Origin of the sequence: Curtobacterium flaccumfaciens, assembly GCF_004361695.1 — a bacterium.
GTDB lineage: Bacteria > Actinomycetota > Actinomycetes > Actinomycetales > Microbacteriaceae > Curtobacterium > Curtobacterium flaccumfaciens_B.
This window is the reverse complement of record NZ_SNVW01000006.1, coordinates 32,609-47,808: the sequence shown is the minus strand read 5'-3', so window position 1 is coordinate 47,808 and position 15,200 is coordinate 32,609. Positions and strand designations below refer to the sequence as shown.

Sequence of the window (15,200 nt, the reverse complement as noted above, 5' to 3'; positions counted from 1 at the left end):
CGAGCCCACGACGGGGTCGGAACCGCCCGACACGAGCCGGTAACACGCCTGCGGGACACTGGACCCATGACTCCAGAAGAGCCTGGGGCCTTGTCGTCGCCACCCGCGACCGATGGCCCGCCCGTCACCGTCTCCATCACCCGACTGGTCGAACCCGACCGCATCCCCGACGTCACCCGCTGGGTGCAGTCCGGCGTCAACCTGGCGAACCGCTACCCGGGCTTCCTCGGCTCCGGGTGGGTGCGGTCGCACGCGTCGAGCCGCGAGTGGCACATGCTCTACCGGTTCGCCGACCACGACTCACTGGCCACGTGGGAGAACTCCGACGACCGGCTGCGGTGGCTCGACCTCGGCCGTGACCTCGTGGTGGAGCACCGCGTCGAGAAGCGGACCGGGATCGAGGGGTGGTTCGACGCACCGCAGGACGCCCCGGCGTCGAGCGCCCCGCCGCGCTGGAAGCAGGCCGTGAGCATCTGGCTCGGCTTCTTCCCGGTGAACCTGGCGTTCACGTACCTGGTCGGCTGGCTCGTGCCGGCCTTCGGCGCGCTGCCGGTCCTGCCCCGGGTGCTCCTCACGACCCTCGTGCTCACCCCGATCATGACGTTCTGGGTGCTGCCGTTCGTGACGAAGCTGATCCGGCCGTGGCTCCTGGCGCCCCCGCGCAGCGCGTGACGCCCTAGCCGAGCACCGACAGCTGGTCGAGCCGCCCGAGGATCACGCCCTCGCGGAGCGCCCACGGGCAGATCTCCAGCGCGGGCAGGTCGAAGATGTCGAGGCACGCCTCGGCGACGAGCGCCCCCGGGACGACCTGGTGCGCGCGGCTGGCGGACACCCCGGGGAGCGTCGCGAGCTCGTCGACCGTCATCGACAGCAGCGACGGCAGCTTCGCCCGCAGGACGGCACCGTCGAGCAGACGCGGCACGAGCGGTCCGGCACCGGACGGCGCGGCACCGCAGATCCGGGCGATCGAGCGGAACGTCTTCGAGGTCGCCACGGCACGGTCGGGGCGTCCGGCGCGGAGCAGCAGTCCGGCGTCGCGGGCGATCTCGACGCGGATCTCGTGCCGGATCCGGCGGACGTCGTCCTCGGAGGGCGTGCCCGCGGCGAAGTACGAGCGGGCGAGGCGTGCGGCACCGATCGGCATCGACCACGCGACGTCCGGCGCCTCGTCGCCGCCACCGGCGATCTCGAGCGAGCCGCCACCGATGTCGAACACCGCGAGCCGTCCGGCCGACCAGCCGAACCAGCGGCGCACGGCCAGGAAGGTGAGCCGCGCCTCGTCCGAGCCGGACAGCACGGCGAGCTCGACGCCGGTGGACGCCTCGACGTGGGCGAGCACCGCCTCGGAGTTCACGGCGTCGCGGACCGCCGAGGTCGCGAAGGCGAGCATGTCCTCGCAGCCGCGTTCCTCGGCGACCTGGACGGCGTCGGCGACGAAGGCGGTGAGGGCGTCGACCCCGGCCTCCGTCACCGCGCCGGCGTCGTCGAGGTGCTCGGCGAGCCGCAGGGGCTGCTTGAACGACGACGCCGGCAGCGGCGCGGCGCCGCCGTGGGCGTCGACCACCAGCAGGTGGCCGGTGTTGGAACCGATGTCGAGGACTCCCACGCGCATGGGGACAACGCTAACGGCCTGGAGGCGCGGCTCAGGCCCGCAGGAACTGCTCCAGTTCCGCGGTGGTCGGGTACGAGGCCTGTGCGCCCACCTTGGTCGCGGCGTACGCCCCGACACCCACGGCGAACCGGGCCGCGTCGACGAGGGAGTCCCCCGCCGCGAGCCGGAGGGCCACGGCACCCATGAACGCGTCGCCGCACCCCGTGGTGTCGACGGGTTCGACGCGCACGGCGTCGATCGACACCGGGTCGTCGCCGCCGTCGTGGACGGTGCAGCCCGCGCCGCCCCGGGTGACGATCGAACGCCGGACACCGTGGTCCCCGAGCTCGGCGGCCTCGTGCTCGTTCACGAGCAGGACGTCGGTCAGCTCGAGCAGCTCGGCGGGGACCGCGCCGAAGGGTGACAGGTTCGTCAGCACCGTGACGCCGGCGGCGTGCGCGGCACGTGCGGCGGCGAGGACGACGTCGATCGAGACCTCGAGGCAGAGGCCGAGCACCGCGGCACCGTCGAACGCGTCGGCGGGGACGTCCGCCGGCGTGAGCGTGGCGTTCGCGCCGCCGGAGATCACGATCGTGTTCTCCCCGGCGCCGTCGACCGTGATGACGGCGGTGCCGGTGGCCACGCCCTCTCGGACGGCGACGTGCGTCGTGTCGACACCCGCCGCCGCGACGGAGTCGCGGAGCAGTGCACCGTTCCCGTCGTCGCCGACCGCACCGATCATGCGCACGGTGCCCCCGAGCCTCCCGGCAGCCACCGCCTGGTTGGCGGACTTGCCACCGGGCAGGGTCTGCAGGTCCGACCCCTGGAGGGTCTCACCGGGCTTCGGGAAGCGCTCCGTGCGGACCACGAGGTCCGCGTTGAGCGAGCCGACGACGACGATGGTGTTCAACGGACGGACTCCTTCTGCGGGGCGGCCGAGGTCGTCTCGGCGCTCGAGGGACGCGGGATGAGGAACGACATCGCGAGGGCGCCGATCGTGATCGCGGCACCGAGCAGCATGCCACCCGAGTAGCCGGCGGTGCCCGCGGACCCGCCGACCCCGAGCGCGATCTGGAGCGCCGGCAGGACGGCGAAGCTGACACCGGCACCGAGGTTGAACGCACCGGCGTTCAGCCCGGGCAGGAAGCCGGGGTTGGAGTCCGGCGACAGGACGATCCCGAGGCCGTTGAGGATGATGTTCGCGATGCCGGCGTAGGTGATGCCGATGAGCACGGTCGCGGTGACGAGCACGGGCAGCGAGTGCACGCCGACGAACGCCATCAGGAGCGTCGCGACGATGCTGCCGATCAGGCCGACGCGGAGGACCGCGCGGTACCCGATGGTCGGGGCGAGCCGGCCGGCGAAGGGTCCGACGATCCAGCCGACCAGCGCGTACGGCGTGAGGAACACGAGCGAGGCGAGGTCCGCCTCCATCCCGAACCCGGCGTCGTGGTTCTGCGCGAGGCTGGTGACGAGGCCGTTCACGACGGCGAACACACCGGTCATCGTGAGGAAGGTCGTGGCGAGGAGCGCCCACGTGCCGCGACGCTTCAGGAACCGGGTCTCGACGAGGGGTTCCTTCACGCGCGACTCGACGGCCCAGAACACGGCGAACGCGGCGAGGGCGACGACGATCCCGCCGACCACGACGACCGGGTTCGCGGCGCCGAGCTTGCCCGCCTCGTTGAAGGCGGTGAGCAGGGCACCGACGCTCACGACGAGGGGCACGACGCCGATCCAGTCCATCCGGGTGCCGGCGGACGGCTTCGACTCGACGCCCCACACGGCGACGAGCGCCAGCGCGATCACCGTGACGACGGCGATCACCCAGAAGATGCCTCGGAAGCCGAAGTTCGTCGCGATCCAGCCACCGGCGAGTGCGTCGACGCCGGCGATGCCGCCGTTGACCGCGGTGAGCAGCCCGAGGGCGGCGCCGTAGCGCTTCGGGTCGCTGATCTCGTTGCGGAGCACGAGCAGGCAGATCGGGACGACCGGGCCGGTGACGCCCTGGATGATGCGACCGGTGAACAGCATCGGCACGTTGACCGCGAGTGCGGCGACGATGCTGCCGACGAGCATCACGGCGAGCATGCCGAGCAGGACGCGCTTGCGGCCGACGATGTCGGACAGGCGCGGCAGGAACAGCGAGAACAGGGCCGCGAGCGTGAAGTACAGCGTCTGCGACAGCCCGATCGTCGCGTCGTCGGTGTTGAGCTCCCGCGCCATGGTGACGAGGGCGGGGCTGAGCATGCTCGCGTTCAGCTGGAACGCGATGCAGGCGGCGAGGAGCGCGGCGGTGAGGGCGCCGATCGACTTCTTCGTCGATGTGGTGGTCATGGTGCTCAGATCTCCGTCGAGGTGGTGGTCGTGGCGGTCGTGGCGGGGCGCGGGGTCCAGCCGGTGTCGGGGGTCTCGCCGATGCGCTCGAGGGCGTCGACGACGAGGTCCCAGAAGCGCGCGTGGTCGAGCTTCATCGCGGCGCTCGTGCGGCAGTCCTCCGGCGCGGGGGCGCGGAAGTCGGCGACGGTCATGCCGAGGGTCAGGGTGCCCTGCGTCTCGATGTGGATCGGCACCTTCACGGCGCGGACGACGGTCGGGTCGATGACGTAGGCGACGGCGCAGGGGTCGTGCACCGGCGGGGCGTCGAAGCCCTGCGCGTCCTTGTAGGTCTGGCCGAAGAAGTCGAGGAGCTCGCCGACGAACGCGGCCGGCCCGGTGCCGACGGCGGCGATCCGCGCGGCGACCTCCGGCGTGGCGAGTGCCTGGTGGGTGAGGTCGAGACCGACCATCACGACGTCCCAGCCGGCGTCGAAGACGATCGACGCGGCCTCGGGGTCGATGACGATGTTGAACTCGGCGACCGGGCTCCAGTTGCCGACGTGCACGCCGCCGCCCATGAGGACGACCTGCTTGACGCGCTCGACGATGCGGGGTTCCTTGCGGGCGGCGAGGGCGATGTTCGTCAGGCCGCCGGTCGGCACGAGGGTGACGGTGCCGGGCTCGTGCGCCATGACGGTGTCGATGATGAGGTCGACCGCGTGCCGCTCGTCGAGGGCGAACGACGGCTCGGGCAGCATCGGCCCGTCCAGGCCGCTCTCACCGTGGATCGACGGGGCGACCTCGATCTGGCGGAGGAGCGGACGGTCGGCGCCGGCGGCGAAGGGCACGCCCGTGATCCCGGCGATGCGCGCGACGGCGAGGGCGTTGCGGGTGACCTTCGGCAGCGTCTGGTTGCCGACCACCGTGGTGACGGCCAGGAGCTCGATGTCCGGGTTGCCGTGGGCCAGCAGGATGGCGACGGCGTCGTCGTGGCCGGGGTCGCAGTCGAGGATGATCTTCGCTGGCTGGTTCGCTTCGGACACGCGAGGTGCTCCACTTCGTCGGGGATGGGGTCTGGGCCCGACGTGGTGGGGACCGCACCGTCGGAGGATCAAGTCCCGGTGCGGCACGTCAAGCGTTTGACATGGAACCACGTCAAGCGTTTGACGTCAAGCGCGCGACGCGCCGCGGGTACACGCGGGCCGCCGTCGGTAGCATCGGAGCGTGCCATCCTCCGCCGTGCCCGGCCGCCGTGTGACCGCCGCGATGGTGGCCGAGCGTGCGGGCACGAGCATCGCCACGGTGTCCCTCGTCGTGAACGGCAAGGAGCGGGGCCGGGTCTCCGCACCCATCGCCTCACGGGTGCGCGACGCCGTCGAGGAGCTCGGCTACGTCGTCGACCACGCGGCGAGCTCCCTGGCGCGGGGCAGCGGCGACCTCGTCGTGCTCGTCGCGCCGGACCTGTCGAACCCGTTCTTCGCGGAGGTCATCCGTGGCGTGCGGGACACCATCGGCGACCGGTTCCAGCTCGTGCTCTCCGTCACCGAGCGGGGCGCCCAGCCCGTCGCCGCCGACGTCCGGCGCTTCGAACGCCTCAGGCCCGCGGGGATCCTCGTCGACGCACCGGCCGCCGGTGAACCGATGTCCGCGAGCGTGCCGGTGGTGCTGCTCGACGCACCCGGCGGTCTCGAGGCCGTCAACTACGACCTCTCCACCGGCGTGCACGACCTGGTGGCGCACCTGCACGAACAGGGGCACCGCCGAGTCGGGTACCTCGACGGGACCTCGCGTGCGACGACGTTCGGCGTCCGCCGCGAGCTCTTCGAGCAAGAGTGCACCGCCGCCGGCATCACGGTGTCCGAGGTCACGGCGCGCGCCGATCTCACCGTGGACGCCGCGGCATCGGCCACCGAGCACGTCATCGAGGCCTGGCAGGAGGACGACGTCACCGCCGTCGTCGCGGCCGCCGACACCCTGGCGTACGGCGTGCTCCGGACCGCGGGTCGGCTGGGGATCGCCGTCCCCGGGGAGCTGGCGGTCGCCGGCTTCGACGACCTGCCGTCGTCGTCCGTCACCGCGCCCGCCCTGACGAGCGTGGCCCTGCCGGGAGCCGAACTCGGGCGCGCCGCAGCCCTCCGCCTCCTCGCGACGCTCGACGGCACGGCCGCCGAGCCCGCGGCCCTGCCGACGCGGCTCGTGCCGCGCGCGAGCACCGGCGCGTAGCGCCGGGTCACCGCAACCTCACGCGCTCAGCGACAGCTCACGCGCGCTGCAACGCGTGAACTGTCGCTCAGCACGAAACGCCGGCCGCGGCAGTGAGCGCGACCCGACGACGGCCTGGAGGCGCGGTGCCAGCTGGCACCGCGCCTCCAGGCCGTGGGTGGTTGCGTCTACCGGTCGGCGCGGTCCCCCGGCTCGGCAGCCGTCGCGGTCTCCGCACGGCCCGAGCGCTGCGCGCGCTCGAGCTCGTCGGCCTCCGCACCGCCGACCGCTTCGCCACGTGCGACCATGCCGGCCGTGTCGGACAACGTGATCTGCGGCAGGAAGAGCGCGAGCAGGAACGCCACCGCGATGAACGGCAGCAGGTACCAGAACACGGGCGCCAGCGAGTCGGCGTACGCGTTCACGATGCCGTCCTGCACCGCCTCCGGCAGCTTCGCCACGGTCGCGGGGTCGATGCTGCCCGCCGACGACGCAGCGTCCGCCGCCGAGCCGCCGGCACCCTGGAAGACGTCGGTCAGCGACGTCGTGAGCCGCGCCGTGAAGAGCGCACCGAAGACGGCGGTGCCGAGGGAGGCGCCGACCTCGCGGAAGTAGTTGTTCGTCGACGTCGCGGTGCCCACCTGCTCGGCCGGTACGGCGTTCTGCGCGACCAGGACGACCACCTGCATGATCAGGCCGAGGCCCGCGCCGAAGACGAACAGGTACGCGCAGATCAGCCAGATCGGGGTGTCCGCCGCGAGCTGCGTCATGGCGAGCATCGCGACCGCCACCAGGACCGTGCCGATGATCGGGAACATCCGGTAGCGACCGGTCTTCGTGATCAGGTTGCCGGACGCGATCGACGTGCCGATCAGACCGACCATCATCGGCAGCATCAGCAGGCCGGAGACCGCCGCCGAGGTGCCTGATGCCATCTGCAGGAACGTCGGGACGAAGCCGATCGCCGCGAACATGCCGATGCCGAGCACGAGACCGATGCCGGTGGCCAGCAGGAACGTGCGGTTCCTGAAGAACGAGAGCGGCAGGACCGGGTCCTGCGCGCGGGACTCGACGAGCACGAGGAGCGCGGCCGACACGACGAGTCCGGCGAACCAGGCCCAGGTCTCGAGGGCGTCCCAGCCGTGGTCCTTGCTGCCGCCGAACTCCGAGAAGAACACCAGGCACGTGGTCGCGGCGGACATGAAGAGCACGCCGAGCACGTCGATGCGCTTCGTCGCCTTCTTGTTCGGCAGCGTCAGCGCGAACCAGGCGACGAAGAACGCCGCGATGCCGACCGGGATGTTGATGTAGAACGCCCAGTTCCAGGTGAGGTGGTCGACGAAGAACCCGCCGAGCAGCGGGCCGCCGATCGCGGACAGGCCGAAGATCGCACCGAGCGGCCCGAGGTACTTGCCGCGCTGCGACGCGGGGACGATGTCGGCGATGATCGCCTGCGACAGGATCATCAGACCGCCGCCACCGAGGCCCTGCATGGCGCGGAACACCACGAGCTGCGTGAAGTCCCCGGCGAAGGCGCACCCGGCCGAGGCGATGGTGAACAGCGCGATGGCGATGAGGAACAGGTTGCGGCGACCGAGGACGTCACCGAACTTGCCGTACACGGGCATCACGATGGTGGAGGCGAGCAGGTACCCGGTCGTCAGCCACGCCTGGTGCGCGACGCCGCCGAGTTCGCCGACGATGGTGGGCATCGCCGTGGACACGATGGTCTGGTCGAGGCTGGAGAGCAGCATCCCCGCGATGAGCGCGGAGAAGATGATCCAGATCCGGCGCTGCGTGAGGAGCAGCGGTCCGTCGGAGCCTGGGCGGGCGCGCTTGGTCGCGCCCGGCGCGGTTGCGCTCATGGTGTGGAGTCCTGTCCGGTGGTGATGGCCGCCCTCATCAGGCGGAGGTTCTGGGTGAGCAGCTCGTCGAACGTCGGGCCGGTGGTCTCGTCGAAGGCGTCGTCGAAGAACGTCTCCGCCGTCACCTTGAGCAGCCCCGCGGCGGCCTCGGTGACGAGTCGGGCACGGCGGTCGGCGTGGTCGTCCCACCCGAACCGCTGCCGTACGGCATCGGTGATCCGGGCGAGCTGCACGTCGGTCGCCGAGAGGAACCGGGCGACGAGTGCCGGCTCGCGGTCGAAGACCCCGCGGACGAGGACCTCGTCGGCACGGTCGATGCCGGCTCGGTGGAACTGGTCGATCGCCAGCGCGACGATGGAGTCCAGCGGCTCGAGATCGGCCGCGACGACACCGCCGGCGGCGTACGCGTCGATGGCTTCGACGTCCGCGTTGATCTCGATGCCGAGCACGGCGTCGTCCTTCGACGCGAAGTGGTTGAAGAACGTGCGCCGGGACACCCCGACGGTCTCGCAGAGCTGCTCGATCGTGAAGCCGTGCAGCCCGTGCTCGACCGTCGAACGGCGTGCTTCGACGATCATGCGTCGGCGCAGCGCGCGGGTGCGTTCGGTGGTGGTCACCGAGCAAGAATTGCACTCTCAAGCTGAAAGTGCAACGAGTGTCAGGGTTACAGCGCCTTCTCGAAGCAGAACGACCACGGCAGCGTCGCGATGTACGGCTCGTAGACCGGGATCGGGCTCCAGCCGGTCTTCTCGTAGAGCGCGACGGCGTCGGGCTGGCGGTCGCCCGTCTGCAGGATCAGCCGGGTCGCGCCGGCTTCGCGGCCGATGCGCTCGCACTCGTCCAGCAGGGCCGTCGCCGCACCCTTGCCCCGGGCCGACGCCAGGACGATCAGGCGCTTGAGTTCCGTCTCGTCGCCGAGGCGTCGGATCGCGATGTGCCCGATGGCTTCGCCGTCGTCGTCGACCGCGAGCACGGACGACACGACCGTCGACGGGTCGACGCTCAGCGCGCGGTTCCGCTCGGCCGTCACGGCGGGGTCCTCGTCGACGGTGGCCGACGCGTACCGCTCGTGCATCTCCTCGTCCATGCGGGCGCGGAGCGCCACGGCGCGGGGGTCCTCCCAGGGGACGCGTTCGATCGTGATCACGATCGACGATCCTGTCACGGATGCCGTCAGAGCGCGGCGATGGGGCCCTCGCCGGCCCGGAACGCCGCGAGCACGGCAGCCGCGTCGTCGTACACCTCGGCGGCGCCGGCACCGCGGAGTTCGTCCCCACCGATGCCCCCGGTCATCACCGCGACGCACGGCAGGCCGACCCGTCCGGCGGACTCGACGTCCCACATCGCGTCGCCGACCATCACGGCGGCGTCCGCGGACACACCCACCTTGTCGAGCGCCACCTCGATGATGCCGGGGTCGGGCTTCGCCTGCTCGACGTCCTCGGAGCTCGTCACCGCGGTGAGCCACTCCTCGGCGCCGAGCAGTTCGCGGAGCCGCGCGAGCTCGTTCTCGGGCGCACTCGTCGCGAGCACCACCGCGTGCCCGGCCTCGGCGACGGCGCGGAGCAGGTCACGTGCGCCGGGGAGCAGTCGGAGGCGGGGCATCTGCTCGGCGTAGTACGCGGTGTGGAACTGCTTCGCGGTGTCGCGGGTCTCGTCGGAGGCGTCCGGCAGGAGCTCCTCGAGCAGCTTCGCGGAGTCCATGCCGATGGCGCGGTGGATCCGCCAGGCGTCGACGGACTCACCGGCGGCGAGGAACGCCCGCCACCACGCGTCGATGTGCGCGTAGTTGGAGTCGGCGAGGGGGCCGTCGATGTCGAACAGGACTGCGGTCGTGGGCGCGGCGGACATCACCCCATGCTGGCCCGGGAGGCGCGGGTCGCCTCCCAGGCGCAGCGTCGCGACGACAGGGGGTCGCCGCCGCCGGGCCGTGGGTCGCGGCCGTCAGACCGTCAGATCGTGGGTCGCCGCCGTCAGACGGTGGTCGACTCCCCGGCGGCCAGGATCTGGACCGGCACCGGTCCGAGCCCGTCCGACCCGAGGAAGCGCGCGGTCGACTGCTGCCCGACCTCGCTGAGCATCGCCTCGTGGATCTGGACGGCACGCTCCGGTGCGACGGCCCGGACGTAGTCGACGGCCGCCGCGGTGTTCGTCCACGGGCCGCTGGTCGGCAGCAGCAGGGTCTGCACGGGGACACCGGGCTCGAGGTACGCGTCGCCCGGGTGGAAGACGGCGCCGTTCACGAGGTAGCCGACGTTGGCGACGGTGGGGACGTCGCGGTGGATGACCGCGTGCTCCTCGCCGAAGACCTGCACCGAGAACGGACCGACCTCGAAGGAGTCCCCGGCGTGGACGGCGGCGACACGGCCGTCGTGGGCGCCGAGCTGCTCGACGATCGCCTCGGGGCCACGGACGACCAGGGCGTCGTTCGCGGCGAGCGCCGAGCGGACGGCCTCGACGTCGAGGTGGTCGAAGTGCTCGTGAGTGACGAGCACGGCGGCGGCTGCGCGGGCGAGGTCAGCAGCCTCGGGCGTGAAGGTGCCCGGGTCGATCACGAGGGTGGCGCCGTCCTGCTCGAGGACGACGGTGGCGTGGTTGTACTTCGTCAGCTCCATGCCGACAACACTACAACCGTGTTGTAGTTCTGTCGCGGTGACCGGGTGAGGAAGCGCTCAGTCGGCTCGGCGCGCGACGCGTTCGAACAGCTCCGGCAGCCGGGCGAGCACGGCCCGTTCCTCGTCGTCGAGCTCCTCGCGGATGCCGGCGGCGAGCCAGTCGGTCCGGGCGTCCGTGTCGCGCTGCAGCGCCTGCTGCCCGGCCGGGGAGATCCGGATCACCGACACCCGGCGATCGGTCTCCGACACGGTCCGCTCGACGTACCCGAGGTCCGCGAGCTCGCCGACCGTGCGCGACTGCCCCTGGTGCTTGACCCCGCGGCGCCGGGCGAGGTCGGCGATCGTCATGGGGCCTTCGCGCCGCAGGAAGCCCAGGGTGGCCGTGTGGGTGGCAGGGAGCGCGTCCGTCTCGCGTCGCACGGCTCGGACCACGCGTCCGATGGACTGCCGCAGCTCCGCGGCGAGCTCCTCGATCGGGTCCATGTCGGCCAACGCTACCGCGTGCCCCTCCACCGACCGCACGTCCGTCCAGCGCCGTTCCGGTTGGATCGAGGGATGCCCACCGTCTCCGTCGTCGTCCCGGTGCTGGACGACGCCGAGCACCTCCGCCGGTGCCTCGACGCACTGGCGACCCAGTCGGTGCGCCCCGACGAGGTGGTGGTCGTGGACAACGGCAGCCGCGACGACAGCGCCGCCGTCGCACGGGCAGCCGGCGCGACGGTCCTCACCGAACCCGTGCGCGGCATCGCGCGGGCCTCGGCGCGCGGCTACGACCACGCGTCCGGCGACGTGCTCGTGCGGCTCGACGCCGACTCCGTCCCGCCGCACGAGTGGATCGCCGACGCACTCCGGCTGCTCGCCGACCCGGAGGTGGTCGCCGTCACCGGCCCCGGTCGCCCCCACGACGGCGGCCCCGTGGTCCGGCGGGTGTGGGACGCGGTCTACATGCGCCCGTACTTCGTCCTCATGTGGGCCGCGCTCGGGCGACCGCCGCTGTTCGGCTCGGCGATGGCGATGCGTCGCGAGACGTGGCTCGTGGTCCGCTGGCGTGCGCACCGCCGCGACGCCGAGGTGCACGACGACGTCGACCTGAGCATGCAGCTCGACCCGGGGTGGCGGGTGCTGGCCGACCGTGCGCTCACGGTGCAGGTGTCCGCGCGACCGTTCTCGGGCCTCCCGTCCGTCCTGCTGCGGACGCGACGCGCGTTCCACACGTTCCGCGTGAACGGACGGCGGGCGAACCCGGTGCGGCGCTGGGCCCGGCGCTCCCGCGTCGAGGCGCGCCGGCGGGCGGCCGCACGCTGGACCCGGCGCTAGCGCTCGCGCCATCGCTGTCGCTCGCCCTATCGCTCGCCCTCGCGCTCCGCGGCGACCGGGCGCGACCGCACGTGCGCCCGCTCCCCCTGCGGCCCGTACAGGCACAGCACCTCGGTGACCTCGTCGGTGACGTTCCCGATCCAGTGCGGGGTGTGGGTGTCGAACTCGACGACCTCGCCCGGCCCGAGGTCGAGGTCGTGCTCGCCGAGCAGCAGCCGGAGCCGCCCGGAGAGGACGTAGAGCCACTCGTAGCCCTCGTGGGTCTTCAGTGTCGGCTCGCCACCGGGCGAGTTCGGCGGGAACAGCTGCTTGAACGAGCGCACCCCTCCGGTCCGGCGGGTGAGTGGGATGACGACGCGGCCGCCGTGCGACTCCGGGCGGAGGTGCACGCGCGGGTCACCCGTCGCAGGCGCCCCGACGAGGTCGTCGAGCGGCACCTGGTACGCCCGGGCCAGCGGGAGCAGGAGTTCGAGGGTCGGCTTCCGCTGCCCCGACTCGAGCCGTGACAGCGTGGACACGGAGATCCCCGTCTCGGTCGCGAGGGCGGCGAGCGTGACGTCCCGCCGGGCCCGGAGCGCGCGGAGTCGCGGGCCGACCGCGTCGACCACCTGCGCCGTCGTACGCGGGGTGATCCGTTCCTCCCGGCCATGGTCGTGCGCTGTGCTGCCCATGACCGCCATTTTGCCGTACCGGCAATCTTCTTTGCCAGGCCGGCTCCCGGTTCCGCAGGATGCACGCATGCGTGATCACTACGACGTCATCGTCATCGGCGGAGCAGCCGCCGGCCTGTCCGCCGCCCTCATCCTCGGTCGTTCGCGACGATCGGTCCTCGTCATCGACGCGGGCGAGCCCCGCAACGCGCCCGCCGAGGGCGTGCACAACTACCTGGGCCGCGAAGGCGCCGCGCCGGCCGAGTTGGCCCGCGTCGGTCGCGACGAGGTCGCCGCCTACGGGGTCGAGGTGACGGCCGGGAGGATCGTGGCCGCGTCCGCCACGGGCGGCGACGGCGTCGACCCGGTCGGGTTCTCGGTCACCACCGACTCCGGCGCGGTCGTCACCGCACGCAGGCTGGTCGTCGCCTCCGGCGCCGTCGACGTGCTGCCCGAGGTCCCGGGGCTCGCGGAGCAATGGGGTCGCGGGGTCGTGCACTGCCCGTTCTGCCACGGATGGGAGGTGCGCGACCGCCGCATCGGCGTCCTGGTGACGACTCCGTTCGGCGCGCACCACGCGCTCATGTTCCGGGCGCTGAGCGAGGACGTGACGGCGTTCGTCGCCGATCCCGAGCTCGTCGACGACACCACCCGTGCAGGTTTCGCAGCACGTGGGATCAAGGTCGTAGACGAATCGGTGGCTCGGGTGCGGTCGTCCGACGGTGTGCTGACGGGCGTCGAACTGGCGACGGGCGAGGTCGTAGAACTCGATGCCCTCGCGGCCGCGAGCACCGCCGAGGCGCGGGTCGGCTTCCTGTCCGGGCTCGGGCTCGTCGCCTCGGACCAGGTGATCGGCGACTTCCGCGTCGGGGGTGCGCTGACCGTGGACGCCGCCGGGCAGACGAGCGTGCGCGGGGTGTACGCGGCGGGGAACGTGGCGTCCCCGATGGCCACCGTCATCGCGTCGGCCGCTGCCGGGACGCAGGCGGGCGCCGCGGTGCACGGCGACCTGGTGCAGGCTGACTTGGCGGCGGCGCTGGCGCGGGTGGGCGCGGGTGCGGGTGCGGGTGCGGGGATGGCCTGACGTTCGGTGCGAGGGTCAGTCGACGCGGTAGCCCGCCTGGGCAGCGAGGAGCGGGGCCAGGGTGTAGAGCTGGTCGGAGCCGATCGTCGCCCCGCGGAACCCCTCGAGCCGCTCCACCCGGTCGAGGTCGGCACCGCGCAGGTCCACGTGGTCGATCCGCGTGTTCGACCCCTCGGCCGCACGGATCCGGCTGCCGTCGAACGACACCCGCAGCAGTCGGGCGTCTGCGATGTCGAGCTCGTCGATGACGCAGTCGCGGAACACGACGTCGGTGAGCGTCGAGCCGCGGAGGTTCACGAACCCGAGCTTCATGCCGACGAACTCGACCCCGTTCAGCCCGGCGTCGTAGAGCTCCGCCGAGCCGACGCGACCGCCGGCGATCCGGACCTCGCGCCACGTGCTGCTGGAGGCCTTGAACACGGGCGCGTCGAGCACCTCGACGACCGAGTCGCGCACCCGGAGCCCGCGGAGGTCGGCGCCGTCGGCCCGGAGCGTCCCGATCACGCTCTCCTCGATCTCGAGGTCCGGCAGCCGCTCACCGGCGAGGTCGAAGGTCTCGATGCGCTTGCCCTCGATGCGATCGCCGGTCAGGACGTCGCCGGGAGCAGGGGTCCAGTCGTCGAGGTCGGCGGGTTCGGTCAGGGTGATGCGCGGAGCGTCGGTACCGGAGGAGCGGGCCATGCGATCAGTCTGCCGCGTGGGACCGACGTCGCAGGTCGCTGACGAGCACGTAGTCCTTCGCGGGACCGTGGGCTTCCCACCGGACCGTCCAGTGCTCGGCGTCCCCGGCGAGCACGCCCGCGTAGTCGTCCGGGGCGCACGGGTGCTCGACGCGGTCACCCCACGCCCAGTCGTGGAACACCCGTCCGTCGACGAAGTGCACGGTCCAGCGACCGTCCGGAGCGCGGCGCACCGACAGTGTCCGGGACACCGGGGTCGCGCGGCCGTCGAAGTGCATCGTGCCCGCTTCGTCCCACCGCACCTCGTCCGGGCCGGTGCTCGTCAGGGTCGTGGTGCCCACGACGGTCTTGCGCTGGCCGGCGAGCCGGTCGTCCACCGTCCGTCGGAGCTCCCACACCCCCAGCAGGTCCGTCGGCAGCAGCACCGTCCCAGGCTAACCGCGCAGGGCCTCGGCTCGTGCGGTGCGGTGCTCGTCGTCGGTGATGACTCCTCGCCGGTGCAGGTCGTCGAGCTCGGCGAGCCGCTGTTCGAGCGACTTGTCCGCCGCGAGGGTGCGGCTCTGCATCGCCTGGTACGCGATGTCCTCCTGCACGGTGAGCGGGTTCTGCCCACGGTCGGCCATCCGCTTCGCCCGGTAGATCGTGAGGACGATCGTCGACACGATGCCGAGACCGATCACGACCGCGACGACCCCGAACAACGCGCCGAACGCATCGCCCCCGCCGAACCCGTCGGACACACCCGGGTCGTCGAAGTCGCCGAACGCCATCCCGCTGAACACCATGACGCGACAGTAGCGCGCGGCCGATCTCTCCCATCACCCCCGCAATGGGAGGCAGATCCGCGCTTAGGGTGCCGGAACTTCCTGCTCCCTAC

General features: G+C 72.2%; 18 protein-coding genes. 4 read left to right on the top strand and 14 right to left on the bottom strand.

All coding sequences use genetic code 11. The features are described 5' to 3' along the window. Positions 1 to 66: 66 nt before the first annotated feature. On the top strand, positions 67 to 672 hold the full coding sequence (locus EDF64_RS10145) for an antibiotic biosynthesis monooxygenase (RefSeq protein WP_133519873.1): 606 nt from the start codon (positions 67 to 69) through the stop codon (positions 670 to 672). 4 nt (positions 673 to 676) lie between these two features. Here EDF64_RS10145 and EDF64_RS10140 read toward each other — a convergent pair whose 3' ends face one another. The 4 genes from EDF64_RS10140 to EDF64_RS10125 are packed head-to-tail and all read right to left on the bottom strand — an operon-like array spanning position 677 to position 4,953. Continuing rightward, entirely contained in the window at positions 677 to 1,612 is a 936-nt protein-coding gene (locus EDF64_RS10140; protein WP_133519872.1) for a Ppx/GppA phosphatase family protein, read from the bottom strand. A 31-nt stretch (positions 1,613 to 1,643) separates the two neighbouring features. Then, positions 1,644 to 2,501: a ribokinase gene (locus EDF64_RS10135; RefSeq protein WP_133519871.1), complete on the bottom strand. Its 858-nt coding sequence runs from the start codon at positions 2,499 to 2,501 to the stop codon at positions 1,644 to 1,646. After that, entirely contained in the window at positions 2,498 to 3,928 is a 1,431-nt protein-coding gene (locus tag EDF64_RS10130; protein WP_133519870.1) for an MFS transporter, read from the bottom strand. The genes EDF64_RS10135 and EDF64_RS10130 overlap by 4 nt, the downstream gene beginning before the upstream one ends. A gap of 5 nt (positions 3,929 to 3,933) precedes the next feature. Beyond that, entirely contained in the window at positions 3,934 to 4,953 is a 1,020-nt protein-coding gene (locus tag EDF64_RS10125; RefSeq protein ID WP_133519869.1) for a nucleoside hydrolase, read from the bottom strand. A 181-nt stretch (positions 4,954 to 5,134) separates the two neighbouring features. Between EDF64_RS10125 and EDF64_RS10120 the strand changes: the two genes are divergently transcribed. Next, positions 5,135 to 6,133 (top strand): LacI family DNA-binding transcriptional regulator, encoded by a 999-nt coding sequence (locus EDF64_RS10120; RefSeq protein ID WP_243736334.1) that lies wholly within the window; start codon positions 5,135 to 5,137, stop codon positions 6,131 to 6,133. A gap of 167 nt (positions 6,134 to 6,300) precedes the next feature. Here EDF64_RS10120 and EDF64_RS10115 read toward each other — a convergent pair whose 3' ends face one another. From EDF64_RS10115 to EDF64_RS10090, 6 genes are all read right to left on the bottom strand, one after another. Beyond that, positions 6,301 to 7,977, bottom strand: coding sequence for an MDR family MFS transporter (locus tag EDF64_RS10115; protein WP_133519868.1), 1,677 nt, complete (start codon positions 7,975 to 7,977; stop codon positions 6,301 to 6,303). Continuing rightward, positions 7,974 to 8,594 carry a TetR/AcrR family transcriptional regulator gene (locus EDF64_RS10110; protein ID WP_243736333.1) on the bottom strand — a complete coding sequence of 207 codons (621 nt, stop codon included), beginning with the start codon at positions 8,592 to 8,594 and terminating at the stop codon, positions 7,974 to 7,976. The genes EDF64_RS10115 and EDF64_RS10110 overlap by 4 nt, the downstream gene beginning before the upstream one ends. 47 nt (positions 8,595 to 8,641) lie before the next feature. Next, positions 8,642 to 9,124, bottom strand: coding sequence for a GNAT family N-acetyltransferase (locus tag EDF64_RS10105; protein ID WP_243736332.1), 483 nt, complete (start codon positions 9,122 to 9,124; stop codon positions 8,642 to 8,644). A 26-nt stretch (positions 9,125 to 9,150) separates the two neighbouring features. Then, positions 9,151 to 9,828, bottom strand: coding sequence for an HAD family hydrolase (locus EDF64_RS10100; protein ID WP_133519867.1), 678 nt, complete (start codon positions 9,826 to 9,828; stop codon positions 9,151 to 9,153). Positions 9,829 to 9,950: 122 nt separating this feature from the next. After that, entirely contained in the window at positions 9,951 to 10,592 is a 642-nt protein-coding gene (locus EDF64_RS10095; RefSeq protein WP_133519866.1) for an MBL fold metallo-hydrolase, read from the bottom strand. Between the two features lie 57 nt (positions 10,593 to 10,649). Further along, positions 10,650 to 11,075, bottom strand: a complete 426-nt coding sequence (locus EDF64_RS10090; protein WP_133519865.1) for a MarR family winged helix-turn-helix transcriptional regulator — start codon at positions 11,073 to 11,075, stop codon at positions 10,650 to 10,652. A gap of 72 nt (positions 11,076 to 11,147) precedes the next feature. Here EDF64_RS10090 and EDF64_RS10085 point away from each other — a divergent pair, with 72 nt between their 5' ends. After that, a complete protein-coding gene (locus EDF64_RS10085; protein ID WP_133519864.1) occupies positions 11,148 to 11,909 on the top strand; it encodes a glycosyltransferase family 2 protein in 762 nt (253 codons plus the stop codon). Positions 11,910 to 11,935: 26 nt separating this feature from the next. Here EDF64_RS10085 and EDF64_RS10080 read toward each other — a convergent pair whose 3' ends face one another. Then, positions 11,936 to 12,580, bottom strand: coding sequence for a helix-turn-helix domain-containing protein (locus EDF64_RS10080; protein ID WP_133519863.1), 645 nt, complete (start codon positions 12,578 to 12,580; stop codon positions 11,936 to 11,938). Between the two features lie 67 nt (positions 12,581 to 12,647). Between EDF64_RS10080 and EDF64_RS10075 the strand changes: the two genes are divergently transcribed. After that, positions 12,648 to 13,643 carry an NAD(P)/FAD-dependent oxidoreductase gene (locus EDF64_RS10075; RefSeq protein WP_133519862.1) on the top strand — a complete coding sequence of 332 codons (996 nt, stop codon included), beginning with the start codon at positions 12,648 to 12,650 and terminating at the stop codon, positions 13,641 to 13,643. 15 nt (positions 13,644 to 13,658) lie between these two features. On the opposite strand, the gene EDF64_RS10070 is transcribed toward EDF64_RS10075, so the two are convergent. The 3 genes from EDF64_RS10070 to EDF64_RS10060 are packed head-to-tail and all read right to left on the bottom strand — an operon-like array spanning position 13,659 to position 15,108. Continuing rightward, positions 13,659 to 14,324: a pentapeptide repeat-containing protein gene (locus EDF64_RS10070; RefSeq protein WP_133519861.1), complete on the bottom strand. Its 666-nt coding sequence runs from the start codon at positions 14,322 to 14,324 to the stop codon at positions 13,659 to 13,661. A gap of 4 nt (positions 14,325 to 14,328) precedes the next feature. Then, positions 14,329 to 14,748, bottom strand: coding sequence for a DUF6314 family protein (locus tag EDF64_RS10065; protein ID WP_133519860.1), 420 nt, complete (start codon positions 14,746 to 14,748; stop codon positions 14,329 to 14,331). A gap of 9 nt (positions 14,749 to 14,757) precedes the next feature. Continuing rightward, positions 14,758 to 15,108, bottom strand: coding sequence for an SHOCT domain-containing protein (locus tag EDF64_RS10060; RefSeq protein WP_133519859.1), 351 nt, complete (start codon positions 15,106 to 15,108; stop codon positions 14,758 to 14,760). Positions 15,109 to 15,200 lie beyond the last annotated feature (92 nt).

Coding starts and splice junctions, on each gene's coding strand:
- EDF64_RS10115 (WP_133519868.1), bottom strand. CDS start 7,977: ATGAGCGCAACCGCGCCGGGCGCGACCAAGCGCGCCCGCCCAGGCTCC.
- EDF64_RS10145 (WP_133519873.1), top strand. CDS start 67: ATGACTCCAGAAGAGCCTGGGGCCTTGTCGTCGCCACCCGCGACCGAT.
- EDF64_RS10080 (WP_133519863.1), bottom strand. CDS start 12,580: ATGGGCAGCACAGCGCACGACCATGGCCGGGAGGAACGGATCACCCCG.
- EDF64_RS10090 (WP_133519865.1), bottom strand. CDS start 11,075: ATGGACCCGATCGAGGAGCTCGCCGCGGAGCTGCGGCAGTCCATCGGA.
- EDF64_RS10070 (WP_133519861.1), bottom strand. CDS start 14,324: ATGGCCCGCTCCTCCGGTACCGACGCTCCGCGCATCACCCTGACCGAA.
- EDF64_RS10140 (WP_133519872.1), bottom strand. CDS start 1,612: ATGCGCGTGGGAGTCCTCGACATCGGTTCCAACACCGGCCACCTGCTG.
- EDF64_RS10100 (WP_133519867.1), bottom strand. CDS start 9,828: ATGTCCGCCGCGCCCACGACCGCAGTCCTGTTCGACATCGACGGCCCC.
- EDF64_RS10095 (WP_133519866.1), bottom strand. CDS start 10,592: ATGGAGCTGACGAAGTACAACCACGCCACCGTCGTCCTCGAGCAGGAC.
- EDF64_RS10075 (WP_133519862.1), top strand. CDS start 12,648: ATGCGTGATCACTACGACGTCATCGTCATCGGCGGAGCAGCCGCCGGC.
- EDF64_RS10060 (WP_133519859.1), bottom strand. CDS start 15,108: ATGGTGTTCAGCGGGATGGCGTTCGGCGACTTCGACGACCCGGGTGTG.
- EDF64_RS10085 (WP_133519864.1), top strand. CDS start 11,148: ATGCCCACCGTCTCCGTCGTCGTCCCGGTGCTGGACGACGCCGAGCAC.
- EDF64_RS10130 (WP_133519870.1), bottom strand. CDS start 3,928: ATGACCACCACATCGACGAAGAAGTCGATCGGCGCCCTCACCGCCGCG.